We start from the raw sequence: 14638 nt of genomic DNA on the forward strand, positions 1-14638 counted from the left end.
ATGCTGACGTTCACCCTCAAGCGCCTTGTTTCAGCAGTCCTCACCCTCCTGGTGGTTTCCATGTTCACCTTCTCGCTGGCTTATCTGGCCGGCGATCCGGCCGTTGCGGTTGCCGGAAGGGAGGCATCGGGCGAAGACATCTCGCAAATCCGCAACTTCTATGGCTTTGATCGGCCGGTGGTCGTTCAGTACCTGGACTGGCTCGGTAAGGCAGCGACCGGCGATTTTGGAAAGTCCTACCACTATCGCCAACCTGTCTCGACCATGCTCGCCACGCGACTTCCGGTCACCCTGACGCTCGGCGTGAGTGCGCTGGTCTTTGCCCTCGCGCTCGGCGTGCCGCTCGGCATCTTGGCTGCCCTTAGGCCCGGTTCACTCATCGACCGCCTCGCGATGAGCATTGCAGTCGTCGGCCAAGCCATGCCAACATTCTGGTTCGCGCTGATTATGATCGTCTTCTTCGGCCTCACTCTGCGCTGGCTTCCAATATCGGGGAACGGTTCGTGGGCGCATTTCGTCATGCCCACTCTTGCGCTGGGCTATTTCGCAACGCCCGCACTAATGCGCCTTACGCGTTCTGGCATGATTGACGCCTTGCGGTCGGACTATGTCCGGACCGCCAGAGCCAAGGGTCTACTCACCGGCCGCATCCTGTTTCGCCATGCTCTGCGTAACGTTGTCGTGTCGATCGTCGCAATCTCTAGCGTGCAATTCGGAGCCTTGCTCGGCGGCTCGATCGTTGTCGAACAGATCTTCGCACTGCAGGGTATCGGGTGGCTGGGCTACGACGCCACGATCCGCTCCGACCTGCCAGTGCTGCAGGCAATCACGCTCGTGGTCGCGGCATTCTATGTGTTTCTTACGCTTGCCGGCGATCTCCTGAGCGCGGCACTCGACCCACGCATGAGGCTGGCGCGATGAGTGAGCATATCAACGTGCTCGACAGACCTTTGGCGATTGGTGGGCACGTCAGTCTCATGCACCGTCTGGTCCGCAGTCCGGGCGCCCTGACGAGTGGTGCAATCCTGCTCGCATTCGCGGCGATCGCGCTGTTTGCACCTTTGCTTGCACCGCATGATCCCTATGTACAGGACATTTCTCGCCGTCTGCTTCAACCCATCGGCTATGCGCGGCATGATCCTGTCCATCTCCTGGGTACCGATGCATTCGGACGCGACTATCTCTCCCGGCTCATCTACGGCACACGCGTGGCGTTGATTATCGGGGTTTGTGTAATGCTTTTGTCGGGCATCCTTGGCACGACGCTCGGCATGATCGCTGGCTTCTACGGCGGCCGTATCGATCAAATTCTCATGTTCGTGATCAACACGCGGCTGGCACTGCCTGTCTTTCTCGTGGCCATGGCGGTCGTGGTCGTGTTCGGCGCATCTTTGCTGGTGACAATCCTTATCCTGGGGCTGTTCCAGTGGGACCGCTTCGTTATCGTGGCCCGCAGCGCAACACAGCAAAGTGTCGGTCTTGACTACGTGCAGGCGGCGCGCGCTATCGGGGCGTCGGGAGCACGCATCCTTGCTACCGAGATATTGCCTAACATTCTCGACGCGCTGATCGTCATCGCCACGATCGAGATGGCCTATGCGATTCTCTTGGAATCCGCCCTGTCGTTTTTGGGCTTCGGTGTCCAGGAGCCTACGGCGTCTTGGGGGCTGATGCTGGCGCAGGCCAGGCAATACATGTTCTTCGATGCCTGGCTGCTCTATATCCCAGGCCTTGCGCTGCTCATCCTCGTTTTGGCGATCAATGTTTTCGGTGACAGCCTGCGCGATCTTCTGGGGCGAGGGAATGGCCGATGAGCGCGGTCCTGGAAGTCGAAGGTCTTGAGGTTGAGATTGCACTCGCGACCGGTAGCCTCAATCCAGTGCGGGGCATAAGCTTCCAGGTGGAGCGCGGTGAGGTTCTCGGCATAGTCGGCGAATCCGGCTGCGGGAAGTCGCTGACATCGCTCGCCCTGATGGGCTTGCTCCCGAAAGCGGCCTGCCGTCGCGCTCAAGCCATCCGGTTCTGCGGCGTGGACATAACGCGCTTATCCGAGCGGCGGATGGCAGATCTGCGTGGCAATCGGATGGCGATGATCTTTCAGGAGCCGACGACCTCCCTCAATCCCCTCCTGACCATCGGTGAGCAACTCACGGAGGTGTTTCTGCGGCATAGGCGGGGAAACCATCCGCAGGGTCGTCGAAGGGCGGAGGAACTGCTCGAAATGGTCGGTATAGGCGAAGCGAGCTACCGTCTCGCGCAGTACCCCCATCAGCTCTCCGGCGGCATGCGCCAGCGCGCCATGATCGCGATGGCGCTGATGTGCGAACCGGACCTGATCATCGCCGATGAACCAACGACAGCGCTCGACGTCACAATCCAAGCCCAGGTGCTTGGCCTTTTCCGGAGATTGCAGCGAGAGCTCGGCATGGCGTTGATCTTCATTACCCACGATCTCGGTGTCGTCGCGCGCCTCGCCGATCGCGTCATGGTCATGTATGGCGGCGAGATCGTCGAGAGCGCCTCAGCGCGGTCTTTGTTCGCAAACCCAACGCATCCTTATACGCAGGGCCTGCTATCCTGCTTGCCGCAGCCAGGCAGACCCGGGCGCCTCGGAACGATCCCGGGTACCGTGCCAACCTTTACCCGCGACTTGAGAGGCTGCGGCTTCGCAAACCGGTGCGCGTTTGCTTCCGCCGTCTGCCGGCAGCAACCGATCACCATGCGCACGGCTGGAGTCGGCCACACTTGTCGCTGCACTCTGGTCCCTGAACAGGCAGTGTCTAGGGCTGCTGCGGGGGTAGTCTGATGGTGTTCGAGCCTGCTCTTGCTCTGCGCGGCGTCCGAAAGAGCTATTCCTCACACCTAGGCCTCCTTGGAAAAAGAGAGCTGTTCTCGGCAGTGGACGGTGTCAGCTTCAACGTCGAGCGAGGTAGCGTCTTCGGGCTCATCGGTGAATCCGGTTGTGGGAAATCCACGCTTGCACGCTTGATGGTTGGGCTTGAGCAGGTCAGTAGCGGCGAAATCCTGGTAAGCGGCACCGACGTGGCCGCGCTGTCACGCCTTGAGCGGGCGCGCAAGATTCAGATCATCTTCCAAGATCCCAATGGTTCTCTAAATCCGCGCAAGTCGATCGGCTCGATCCTGACATTGCCGCTGCGCGTCCATCGGCTTGGCTCGCCACGCGAACAGAACCGCCGAGCGGTTGAAATGCTCGATCTGGTCGGACTTCCCAAGCGCGTCCTCGACAGCTTGCCGGGCGAACTGTCCGGCGGACAGCGCCAACGCGTAGCGATTGGGCGAGCCTTGATCATGCGCCCGGAGATCGTCGTGTGCGACGAGCCGACCTCCGCGCTCGACGTGTCTGTCCAGGCCCAGATTCTCAATCTTCTCGACGATCTGCGGGTGGAATTCGGCCTGACCTACGTGCTGATCTCGCATAATCTTGCGGTGGTCGAGCATATGGCGAGCCGGATCGGCGTGATGTGCATGGGTCGCATCATCGAACATGGCTCCGCCCCTGACATCATGCAGCGGCCGCAGCACGCCTATACCAAGCTGCTCCTGAGCGCCGTGCTGACGCCGGATCCTTCTCTTGGCCTCCCGTTCATCGACGACCGGACCCGCGCCGACGCTATTTCCGGCCCTGACAATAGATGGAGATCCTCATGACCCTGAAACTCGGCGCGGAACATGGATCGGTGCCATTGGTCTGGGACGCACATTGTTGTGTGCCGCTGCTGCCTGATCAGGACCTTGCCCATCTCGAACGTCACCGGAAGGCTGGCGCCAACTTCGTCTCGATCAATGTCGGTATGGACTTTACCCCACTGGCCCAGGTCGTGCGGGTGATCGCCGGCTTCCGTGCCTGGATCACCCGCCATAGTGAAGGCTTCATACTCGCCGAGAATATAGACGACGTACTGCTCGCCAAGACGACGGGGAGGCTTTCCATCGCCTTTGATCTGGAGGGTTCAGCAATGTTGCAGGACGACTTGGCCATGGTTCGGCTCTTCTGCGATCTGGGTGTGCGGCAGATACATCTCGCCTACAACCGCGACAACTCGATCGCTGGTGGCTGTCACGGCAGCGGTAGCGGTCTCACCGCGCTCGGCCGTGCAGTTGTACGCGAGATCAATGCCGTCGGGATGATGATGGACTGCTCCCATTCCAGCAAACGCACCAGCCTCGACATCGCTGAGTTGTCGACCAAGCCGGTCGTGTTCTCCCACTCGAATGCCCGAGCCCTGCAGGACCACCCGCGCAACATCGACGACGAGCAAATCCGTGCCTGCGCTGCAACCGATGGCGTCATCGGGATCTGCGGCATCAGCGAATTCCTGGGCGTAGGGGGCACCTCCACGGCGAACGTCGTCAGGCACATTGACTACGTGTCACAGCTCGTCGGATCGCGGCACGTCGGCCTGGGGCTCGACTATGTTTTCAATCAACAGCACAGCGATCTTCCAACAGGACTCGACCCCCATGATTGGTGGCCACCGGCTTATGAGTACCGTCTTGCGACGGGCGAGATCGTAACACCCGAACAATTGCCGGAGATCGCAGCTGCATTGCGAGCGCGAGGTTATGTGCAGCACGACATCGAAGGCATCATGGGGGGGAACTTTCTGCGAGTGGCCCGCACGACCTGGTCTGAAACCAGCAAGAATTAGATAGCCTCTGACGCGTAGCAACCCGTTGGGTTGAAGACTTTGCTGCGGGGGTCAACGGTCTCGAACTTCAGATCGAGCTGCGCCTGAGACACCGCTGGGCCGGCCAGACCGTGAAAACGCCAAATGATGCAGGCCGCAATGCGTTGGAGCGCACTTCAAGGTCTGCCCGACCATTCGCTATCTGCTGCGGCACAATCTGCTGAAGCGACATCCAACATCGACAGCAACGCCCACAATTGCCCCAATGATCCATCCAACTTCGCTGCGCCGGAAGCTCACAGTGACCAAAGAGGTGAGACATGGAAAAGGCTCAGATCGTCTATGACGATTTTGCAAAAGTTGAAATACGCATCGGGCGCGTTCTGGCAGTGTTGCCGTTCGAGCGTGCGCGACATCCGGCTTATAAGGTGGAGGTCGACTTCGGGCCGTTTGGTCGCAAGTGGTCAAGTGCTCAGATCACCAGCTATAAAGCGGATGACCTGATCGGTCAGTTGGTCGCTTGCGTGGTTAACATGCCCCCGCGCAACATCGCCGGATTTAATTCCGAAATTCTAATTCTTGGAGCTCGCGATACCGCTGGCGAAGTCAAGGTGCTGACTCCCACGCACAACATCCAGGTTGGCGAAGCGGTATTCTAAAGTCTGTCGCGGAACGCAAAACAACGGCTTGAGGAACAAAGATGAGTGTAGAAACAGCAGACTTCATTGTCGTTGGTGCTGGCATCGCTGGCGCTTCAGTCGCCTACGAGCTGAGCTTGCAAGGCAAAGTCATCGTTCTCGAAATGGAGTCGTCGCCGGGGTATCATTCCACCGGCCGATCTGCGGCCGTGATGTCGGAAAACTATGGCCCGGCCCTTTGGAGCCGGCTTGTCACCGCATCCCGAGCTTTTCTCGAGACGCCCCCGGACGGTTTTACGGACGTCCCGCTCGTCACACCCCGCGGGGCCCTCTTCCTCGCCCGCGATGGCGAGCAAGCGCAGCTCGCCGCGCAGGCGGAGGAGCTGCTGAGCAGAGGCGCATCAATCGAGCGGACCTCTTCGGAAGAAGCTTTGCGGTTCTGCCCCGTCATTAGGACAAGCGAATTTGTCTCTGCGCTTTATGAGCCGGACTGTATGGACATCGACACAAACGCCCTCCTGACCGGCTATCTGAAAATGCTTCGAGCGCGAGGCGGACGGGTGGTCACAAACGGCAAGGTCGAAGCCTTGGAGCGTTCGGGCAACGTTTGGAGGATATCCACACCAAGCGGGTCATTTGAAGCGCCTGTTGTCATCAATGCTGCTGGAGGGTGGGTCCAGGAGATCGCGTCGCTTGCGGGGCTGCCCTATCGAAATGTCGTTCCGTTCCGCAGGACCGCGGTCGTGTTCGACCCTCCCTCGGGCAGTTCCATACAGAGTTGGCCGATGACTTTCGATGTCGCCGAGACGTTCTATTTCAAGCCGGAAGCCGGCCGGATCATGGTGTCGCCAGTCGATATGGCGATGTCCGAACCCTGCGATGCGCAAGCAGATGAACTGGAAGTGGCGATCGCTATCGATCGGATCCATACCTATACGACGATGGAGGTTCGCACCGTAAAGCACAAATGGGGCGGGCTGCGGACATTCGCTCCCGACCATGAGCCGGTTATCGGACGCGACGCCGAAGAGCCTAGCTTCATCTGGCTGGCGGGGCAGGGCGGTAATGGCGTGATGGGCGGAGCGGCAGCGGCGCGGCTGGCGGCCAGCTTTGCGCTGAATGCCGAAATTCCACCTGACATCGCAGCATTGGGCATTACGACAGAAAATGTGTCTCCAGGCCGCGCGTGCGTCCTCGACGCGAGTGGGGACAAGCCAGTGGTCGGGACGTTCGAAGCATTCGGCTGATCCGCCAGAGGATCTGACCCGGCCGGGGTTTCCGACGCCTTGTCCCGACACAATCACTCCATGATGGAAGGAAAACCCATGTCTTCGAACCAGCGCAGCCAAGATGAACTTCTGACGGCCCGCGCGAACAATATCCCCAGGGGCCTGCTGACGGCACACCCCATCATCGTAGATCGCGCGGAAGGTGCTCACATCTGGGACACCGCCGGTCGCCGCTATCTCGACTTTGTTGGAGGCATTGGCGTCCTCAACGTTGGCCATAACCATCCCCGGGTCGTTGCGGCGGTCCAGGAGCAACTCAAGCGCGTCACTCACACAGCCTTCCAGGTGGCAGCGTATGAGCCTTACATCGTTCTGGCGGAGCGACTCAACAAGCTGATCGGAAAGGGTGCAGCATACAAAAGCGTATTCCTCACGACCGGCGCAGAAGCCGTGGAAAACGCCATAAAAATTGCGCGCGCCTACACTAACCGCCCAGGCGTGATTTCCTTTCGCGGCGGCTTCCATGGGCGCACGCTGCTTGGAGTAACGCTCACCGGCTTCGCTCAGCCGTACAAGCAGAATTTCGGCCCCTTTGCTGGCGAGGTCTTCCATTCGGCCTATCCTGATAGCTATCGCGGCATTACGACAGAAGGCGCTATTGCCTCGCTCGAGGAAGTGTTCGCCACTGAGGTCGCGCCCGATCGCGTCGCCGCCATCATCATTGAACCCGTGCAGGGCGACGGCGGCTTCCTCCAGGCTCCACCAGAGTTCCTGCGTGCTCTCAGAGAGATAACCCAGCGCCACGGCATCGTCCTCATCGCCGACGAAATTCAAACCGGGTTCGGTCGCACCGGGAAGCTCTTTGGCTTTGAGCACGCGGAGATTCAGCCTGACCTGGTCACGGTCGCGAAGAGCCTGGCCGGTGGCTTTCCGATCTCGGGCGTCGTCGGCAAGGCCGAGATCATGGATGCACCCGCTCCCGGTGGACTCGGTGGCACATATGGTGGCAATGCAATCGCATGCGCTGCAGCACTGGCGGTTCTCGACGCCTTCGAAGAAGACGGACTTATCGAGCGCGCCGCAACTTTGGGCACGAAATTGTCGGCCGCACTTGATGCGCTCAAGGCAGAGCACGCCGACATTGGCGTCGTGCGTGGCGTCGGGTTTATGCGCGCAATCGAGTTCGTGTCGGACAGCGTGACCAAGAGGCCCGATGCAGATCGTGCGCAACAGGTCATGGAGCGTGCTCGCGAGCGGGGTCTGCTTGTGATCAAGTGTGGGGTTAATCGCAACATCGTTCGCTTCCTGGCCCCCGTCACCCTCTCCGATGGAGAGCTCGACGAGGCTGTTGCCATCCTCGCCGACGCGTTGAATGCCGACAAGGTGTCTGCCGCCGCATAGTGCTTTCATCTGATCCGAACTGCGGCCGAGGCCGGAGACAAGCTCTAGATTAGGCCGGATCTCGGCTGGGAGGTGGCTGAACGCCACCTCAGGGAGATGTCGCATGGGCGCGATATTTGTCGATTGTACTGAAGAATTGGCCCGCGTCATAAAGGACCGCAAGTTGCCGGTGCCCGGTGCGATCACGATCAACGAAGGGAACCCCACGCAAGCAGACCTCGTGGCAATGTGCGCGCAGGCCGAAGTGCTCCTCGTCGAGCACACGGTTGTTCCACCAGCTGTTCTCGATGCTTGTCCCTCAATACAAGCGATCATTTTTATGGGGACGGGAGCAGGAACATACGTCGATCTGGATGACGCAGCAAAACGCGGTGTGCAGGTTTACACCACCCCTGGATACGGAGATCGATCAGTTGCCGAGCACGCATTCGGTCTGATGTTCTCAGCAGCGCGTAAAATAGCCGAGATGGACCGAACGATACGCTCCGGGGTCTGGTCGCCGGTGGGCGGATTGCAGTTGATGGGACAGAAGATTGCAGTGCTCGGCCTAGGTGGGATCGGAGCCTGCATGGCGGACCTTGCGAGCGGAATTGGTATGGAGGTGGCAGCCTGGAACCGAACTGCCCGTGATCACCCAGGCTTTGTTGCGGATCTCGATGAAGCATTAGACAATGCAAGCGTCGTTTCCTTGCATCTGTCCCTCAACCCGGAAACGGCTGAAATTCTGAACGCTCGTCGACTGCTCCTTCCAAAGAGGGGCTTTATTCTCGTCAATGCGGCGCGCGCCGGTCTGATCGAGGAAGCGGCGCTGTTGCAGATGTTGGCCGAAGGGCAAACTGGGCACGCAGCACTGGATGTGTTTCCGGAAGAACCGCTTCCCGCGGGCAGTCCTTACGTTTCACTGAACAATGTCACATTAACCGCTCATGCGGCCTACATGACAGATGCAGCTTACGAACAGCTGTGGCTCCGAACGGTCAAGGCTTATGAAAGGCTTTAGACCAATCGGACTGGCTCCGGCCGACGAACCACCTAAACTCGAGGTATAGGCAAATGAAGATCCTTGTGCCCGTGAAGCGGGTGGTGGATGCGAACGTCAAGGTTCGCGTGAAGGCTGACGGCTCGGCGGTGGAACTCGCCAACGTCAAGATGGCGATGAACCCGTTCGACGAGATCGCGGTCGAAGAGGCGATCCGGCTGAAGGAAGCCGGCAAGGCCGAAGAGATCATCGTCGTGTCGATCGGCCCGCAGCAGGCACAGGAAACCTTGCGTACCGCGCTCGCCATGGGCGCCGACCGCGCCATCCTGGTCAAGACCGACGAGCAGACCGAGCCGCTCGGCGTCGCCACGGTGCTCAAGGGCGTGGTCGAGGCAGAGCAGCCCGGCCTCGTCATCCTCGGCAAGCAGGCGATCGACGACGATTCCAACCAGACCGGCCAGATGCTGGCGGCGCTTCTGGGCTGGGCGCAGGGCACCTTCGCTTCCAAGGTCGTGCTCCACGGCGACACGGCCAAGGTGACGCGCGAAGTCGATGGCGGCCTGCAGACCGTGGAACTGAAGATGCCGGCGATCGTGACCGCCGACCTTCGCCTCAACCAGCCGCGCTATGCCTCGCTGCCCAACATCATGAAGGCCAAGAAGAAGCAGCTCGACGAGAAATCGCCCGCCGACTACGGCGCTGACGTCAAGCCGCGCCTCAAGGTCATCAAGACCGAGGAGCCAGGTGGCCGCAAGGCGGGCGTCAAGGTCAAGAGCGTCGCCGAACTGGTCGACAAGCTGAAGAACGAAGCCGGCGTGCTCTAGGAAATCCGATGAGGCCGGCCTGCAAACGGCCGGTTTCTCCGCTTCCGGTGCTCACGTACTGAAGTACGCTCCGCTCCGGTTCTCGAAACCAACCGTTTTCGACTCGGCCTGACCGGATTTCAGGGAGCCGCGAAACGAAAGTCAGGAATATCATCAATGGCTATTCTCCTCATCGCCGAACACGACAACGCCACCCTTTCCGACCAGACCGCCAAGGCGCTGTCGGCGGCCCTGCAGATCGGTTCGGACGTGCATGTGCTGGTGGCCGGCAAGAGCGCCAAGGGCGCAGCCGATGCTGCCGCCAAGCTGAAGGGCGTCACCAAGGTGCTGCTCGCGGAAGCCGACGAACTCGCCGAGCGTCTCGCCGAACCGACGACGGCACTCGTCGTGTCGCTGGCAGGCGCCTACGACACCATCATCGCGCCGGCGACCTCGTCGGGCAAGAATGTCGCGCCGCGCGTGGCTGCCTTGCTCGACGTCGCGCAGGTCTCCGAAATCATCGAAGTGGTATCGCCCGACACCTTCAAGCGGCCGATCTATGCCGGCAACGCCATCCAGACGGTGCAGTCGAGCGACGCCAAGAAGGTGATCACTGTCCGCACCGCCTCCTTCCAGGCTGCCCCCGAAGGCGGCTCGGCGGCGGTCGAGACCGTCAAGGCGGCGACCAATCCCGACCTGTCCTCCTTCGTCGAAAACAAGCTTTCGGAGACCGACCGTCCGGAACTGACCTCGGCCAAGATCATCATCTCTGGTGGTCGCGCTCTCGGCTCGGCAGAGAAGTTCCAGGAAGTCATCCTGCCGGTCGCCGACAAGCTCGGTGCCGCCGTCGGCGCTTCCCGCGCCGCCGTCGACGCCGGCTATGCGCCGAACGACTGGCAGGTCGGCCAGACCGGCAAGGTCGTCGCCCCCGATCTCTACATCGCGGTAGGCATCTCCGGCGCCATCCAGCACCTCGCCGGCATGAAGGATTCGAAGGTCATCGTCGCCATCAACAAGGACGAGGAGGCCCCGATCTTCCAGGTAGCCGACTACGGCCTCGTCGGCGATCTCTTCGTCATCTTGCCGGAGTTGCAAAAGGCGCTTTGACGCTGATTGGGACTGCGTAAGCACTTATCGAACATAGCTCGGCTGCAAATCGGAACCGGTCCGTCAAGGGATGGTACTCAGCTTAGGCTTTCATATGGAATGCGGTCTTTGTCGCGATCGAGTTTCCGCCCCGCGAGCAGTTGTCCAATTACCAATTTGCCTCGTCGCACGGACTGATCTGTGAGCAGGATCGTTTCGGCTGGTAGGAGAAGCCAGACGATGGCGATTGGCTGCTGATGATGCCTGAAGGTTGACCGGACCGCCCAGCCTGCTCGGCGCGCCAAGTCCAAGGCTCCTCAAAATGGGTCATCCTGCTTGCGCAAAGTCTGCTCATGGTTTGGCGCGAAGGCATATCTTGGGATTCGGGCATGAAAAGTCGTTCTGGCTACCAACAACGCGAGCTGTCGGAGTATCTGGCGGGACGCTTTTTGCCGGCAACAGATGCGGCGGCCTTTGATGCGATTGAAAAGGCGGCAGACCAGATTCTCGAGGAAGTCGGAATTCGGTTCCAAAACGATCCTGAAACCATCGAGCAATTGAGACGAGCGGGTGGTGTGGTTGATGGCGAAATTGTACGTTTCGACGGATCCGCACTTCGCCAGATTATTCGTAGAAGCGCGCCGTCCAGTTTTCGGCTGAGGGCCCGGAATCCCGATCGCGATACGATCATAGGGGGCCCGGCATGTACGGGCTTCGCCCCAATTTACGGCGCACCGGATGTTCTTTTGGAGAGTGGGCAACGGGTCAAAGGTTCGAGAGACATCTATCGTCAGCTTCTTGCGATTGCCCATGAAACCCCCGGGCTCACCAACACGGGGCACATGGTCTGCGTCATGGATGATGTGCCAGAGGTTTCCCGTCCCCTCGAAATGCTGCTCGCGCACCTGACATGCTCTGACAAACCATTCATGGGCAGTATCGCATCCCCTGAGATTGCGTTGGAGTATATCGATCTGGCGGCGGCGTCGTTCCAGCGGCCGCCGCAAACAGGCGCCTGCAATCTGCTTCATCTGGTTAACTGCACCCCACCGCTGACCTACTGGGAAAATCCTTTGAAATGCCTCCGTATCATCGCCCGGGCCGGCGAGGCTGCGATGATCTCCTCCTACATGATGATGGGAGCGACGAGCCCCACAACGATTGCCGGATCGCTTGTTCAGGGTTACGCCGAGGTGCTTCCGGGATTGGCGCTGACGCAGCTTTGGCGGCCGGGCGCCCCCGTCGTCATGGGAATTCTCGCCTGGCCGTTCGATATGAGAAGCATGCAGCCGAATTTCGGAGATCCCGCCTCACAGCTGGTACAACTTTATTCATCCGACCTCGCCCGACGACTTGGGATCCCCTCGCGCGGTGATGGGGCGGTCACATCTGCGAAGGTGGACGATGCGCAGGCCGGAAGCGAGGGCGCACGCGTCCTGGCGGCATCGGTGGTCTCCGGAGCGGACTTCATTCTGCATAGCGCGGGTTGGCTGGAACAGGGGCGCTGTGTGTCGGTCGCCAAGTTCCGCCGCGACGCGGCGGCAATCGCCGAGACGTATCTACAGACGTCGATCGCCTGTGAACCACCTGCGGCGCCGGATCCTGCCATCGAAGCGGAGATTCGAGGACGACTACTCAAAATACCGATGGTCGCCTGAATTCGAATCCTACGTCGTGATGCCCCTCAGCCGCTCTGTACGGCGGCGCAACAGTTCTACCGTCACCAGCATGACAATTGCCAGAGCGATCAGCACGGTGGCTGCCGCAGTGATGGTGGGGCTGATCATTTCACGAATTCCGCTGAACATCTGGCGAGGCAGTGTGCGCTGGTCCGAACTGCCGATAAAGAGGACACAAATTACTTCGTCCCAAGAGGTGACGAAGGCGAAGAGGGCGCCGGAAATGACGCCAGGCGCGATGAGCGGCAACATCACCCTGCGGAAGACCAGGGCAGGCGATCCACCGAGGCTCGCGCCGGCTCGGATCAGCGACTGATCGAAACCAGTCAGGGTCGCCGTGACGGTGATCACGACGAAGGGGGTCGCAAGAAGCGTGTGGGCCAGAATGACGCCGGTATAGGTGTTGTTCAGGATGATGATGGGCTGCGACGTGACCATTAGCGGATTGGCATAGAAGAAGAAGAGCGCTGCGGCCGTGATGACCACGGGGACGATCATCGGCGAGATCAACACCGCCATGACCGCAGCCCGCGCCGGAAAATTGGGGCGGGACAATCCCAATGCAGCCAATGTTCCAAGCGAAGTCGAAAGAATGGTGCTGAAGAACGCGATGATGACGCTATTCTTGACGGCCGTCGTCCAGCGATCGCTGAAAAAGAAATCTTCATACCATCGCAACGACCAATCGCCCTTCGGGAAGGACAAGAACGGTGTAGCGTTGAAACTGATGGGCAGTACGATGAGGATCGGCGAGATCAGGAAAAGCAGAACCAGACCGCAAAAGGCGAAGAAGAAAAGTCGCCAAGCGCGCTCCAGTGTCGAGGCGTAAGGTGGCAGTCCGAGCAGCGGAAGAGGGGCCATCGCGATCATCCCAGCTTCATCTTGTCGATGCCGACCAGGTGGTTATAGGCCCAGTAGAGCACCAACGTGGCGATAAGAAGCGTCGCGCCCAAGGCGGACGCCTGCCCGAAATTGATGATGTTATTCATATAGTAGGACACGTAGTTGCTGACCATCTGGTCGCGCGGTCCGCCGACGAGTGCCGGCGTGATGTAGTAGCCCAGGCATAGGATGAAAGTCAGTAGGGAGCCAGCCGCAATGCCGGGCACGGTCTGCGGGAAATACACACGCCAGAAGGCCAGAAATGGCCCCGCGCCGAGCGAGCGGGCCGCCCGTACATGGCTTGGTGGGATTGTCTTCATCACGCTATAGATCGGCAGCAGCGTAAAAGGCAGCTGGATGTGCGTCATGGCGAGAATGGTGGCAAAGCGCGTGAATATCATGTCGAACCGGCTGCCGATCAACAACTGGGCGAGATCGTTCAGCGGCCCTTCGTTCCTGAGCAGCACGAACCAAGCGGTGGTGCGCACCAGAAGCGACGTCCAAAATGGCAGCATAACGAAGATCATCAGCACATTGGAGCGGCTCGCCGGCTGCGTCGCCAGCAGGTAGGCGACCGGAAAGCCGAGCGCCAGGGTAAGGCTGGTCACCAGACCGGCAATCCAAAAGGTGCGGCCGTAGACGTCGAGGAACACAGCCTGATTTGCAGGCACCCGCTCGACACCGTTGGCGCCTTGGCGAAGATCGACTGCGGACAGCCAATAGTATGGAGTATATCTGCCGGAGGCGCCTTTGATGATGCGCCATAGCTTGGGATCGCCCCAGGCTGTATCCGTGGACAGGAAGGCTTCCCGATAAGGTCCCGTCTTCATTGCCGCAACTTTGCGCGTAATTGTTTTGAACTTCGACTGGGCTCCCGCGAATTCATAATTGATACGCTTGGCTATTTCGCCGGCGAGCCGCTGTTCCCCGGCGATCCTCAGGTCGGCGGCCAAAGCGGCGAAGCCGGCCTCGTCAGGCAGGTCCTGACCGCTCCACGTCGCAAGCGCTTCGCGCGTTCGATCCAGGCGACCGAACGTCTCTTCGTTTTCGACACTCTTGAAGGTCATGACCAGCAGCGGGGACAGGAAGGTTATGACGATGAACAGGAAGAGTGGAAGCACCAGCCCCACAGCCATTAGCTTCTGCTTCCGCTCGGCGCGCGCCAGCTTGGTCTTAAGCGCAACACCATTGAAGGTTTGTATCAGCGCAGTCTCTGCCAGGGACATTCGTCGGGATCGCCTTGTTTGAACACAATGAGGCGCCGGACAGTGCCCTGTCCGGCGCGGCGCGGC

The 14638-nt window shown here is 60.1% G+C and carries 14 protein-coding genes; 12 read left to right on the forward strand and 2 right to left on the reverse strand.

Features of this window, described 5'->3' with window-relative positions:
- The 12 genes from NKI20_RS22185 (at position 1) to NKI20_RS22240 (ending at position 12443) form a co-directional block, all read left to right on the forward strand.
- Positions 1-921: an ABC transporter permease gene (locus NKI20_RS22185; protein ID WP_352834335.1), complete on the forward strand. Its 921-nt coding sequence runs from the start codon at positions 1-3 to the stop codon at positions 919-921.
- Complete coding sequence (locus NKI20_RS22190) at positions 918-1814, forward strand: ABC transporter permease (protein ID WP_352834247.1); 897 nt, start codon at positions 918-920, stop codon at positions 1812-1814. Before NKI20_RS22185 ends, NKI20_RS22190 begins: the two co-directional genes overlap by 4 nt.
- A complete protein-coding gene (locus NKI20_RS22195) occupies positions 1811-2806 on the forward strand; it encodes an ABC transporter ATP-binding protein (protein ID WP_352834250.1) in 996 nt (331 codons plus the stop codon). The genes NKI20_RS22190 and NKI20_RS22195 overlap by 4 nt, the downstream gene beginning before the upstream one ends.
- Positions 2806-3669 carry an ATP-binding cassette domain-containing protein gene (locus NKI20_RS22200; RefSeq protein ID WP_352834253.1) on the forward strand — a complete coding sequence of 288 codons (864 nt, stop codon included), beginning with the start codon at positions 2806-2808 and terminating at the stop codon, positions 3667-3669. The genes NKI20_RS22195 and NKI20_RS22200 overlap by 1 nt, the downstream gene beginning before the upstream one ends.
- Complete coding sequence (locus NKI20_RS22205) at positions 3666-4670, forward strand: dipeptidase (protein WP_352834256.1); 1005 nt, start codon at positions 3666-3668, stop codon at positions 4668-4670. Before NKI20_RS22200 ends, NKI20_RS22205 begins: the two co-directional genes overlap by 4 nt.
- 299 nt (positions 4671-4969) lie before the next feature.
- Positions 4970-5308, forward strand: a complete 339-nt coding sequence (locus NKI20_RS22210; RefSeq protein WP_352834259.1) for a tRNA-binding protein — start codon at positions 4970-4972, stop codon at positions 5306-5308.
- Positions 5309-5349: 41 nt separating this feature from the next.
- Entirely contained in the window at positions 5350-6534 is a 1185-nt protein-coding gene (locus tag NKI20_RS22215) for an NAD(P)/FAD-dependent oxidoreductase (protein WP_352834262.1), read from the forward strand.
- A gap of 78 nt (positions 6535-6612) precedes the next feature.
- Positions 6613-7917 carry a 4-aminobutyrate--2-oxoglutarate transaminase gene (gabT, locus tag NKI20_RS22220; protein ID WP_352834265.1) on the forward strand — a complete coding sequence of 435 codons (1305 nt, stop codon included), beginning with the start codon at positions 6613-6615 and terminating at the stop codon, positions 7915-7917.
- Positions 7918-8020: 103 nt separating this feature from the next.
- The gene (locus tag NKI20_RS22225) at positions 8021-8917 is read left to right on the forward strand and encodes an NAD(P)-dependent oxidoreductase (protein ID WP_352834268.1); all 897 of its coding nucleotides are present in this window, start codon (positions 8021-8023) and stop codon (positions 8915-8917) included.
- A gap of 53 nt (positions 8918-8970) precedes the next feature.
- Positions 8971-9720: an electron transfer flavoprotein subunit beta/FixA family protein gene (locus tag NKI20_RS22230; RefSeq protein WP_352834271.1), complete on the forward strand. Its 750-nt coding sequence runs from the start codon at positions 8971-8973 to the stop codon at positions 9718-9720.
- A 156-nt stretch (positions 9721-9876) separates the two neighbouring features.
- On the forward strand, positions 9877-10806 hold the full coding sequence (locus NKI20_RS22235) for an electron transfer flavoprotein subunit alpha/FixB family protein (RefSeq protein ID WP_352834274.1): 930 nt from the start codon (positions 9877-9879) through the stop codon (positions 10804-10806).
- Positions 10807-11174: 368 nt separating this feature from the next.
- Positions 11175-12443 carry a trimethylamine methyltransferase family protein gene (locus NKI20_RS22240; protein WP_352834277.1) on the forward strand — a complete coding sequence of 423 codons (1269 nt, stop codon included), beginning with the start codon at positions 11175-11177 and terminating at the stop codon, positions 12441-12443.
- A 9-nt stretch (positions 12444-12452) separates the two neighbouring features.
- Here NKI20_RS22240 and NKI20_RS22245 read toward each other — a convergent pair whose 3' ends face one another.
- Entirely contained in the window at positions 12453-13334 is an 882-nt protein-coding gene (locus NKI20_RS22245) for an ABC transporter permease (RefSeq protein ID WP_352834280.1), read from the reverse strand.
- Positions 13331-14572 carry an ABC transporter permease gene (locus NKI20_RS22250; RefSeq protein ID WP_352834283.1) on the reverse strand — a complete coding sequence of 414 codons (1242 nt, stop codon included), beginning with the start codon at positions 14570-14572 and terminating at the stop codon, positions 13331-13333. Before NKI20_RS22250 ends, NKI20_RS22245 begins: the two co-directional genes overlap by 4 nt.
- Positions 14573-14638: the final 66 nt, after the last annotated feature.

The organism is Mesorhizobium sp. M0830 (genome assembly GCF_040319965.1).
In the GTDB taxonomy this organism is placed as follows: domain Bacteria; phylum Pseudomonadota; class Alphaproteobacteria; order Rhizobiales; family Rhizobiaceae; genus Mesorhizobium.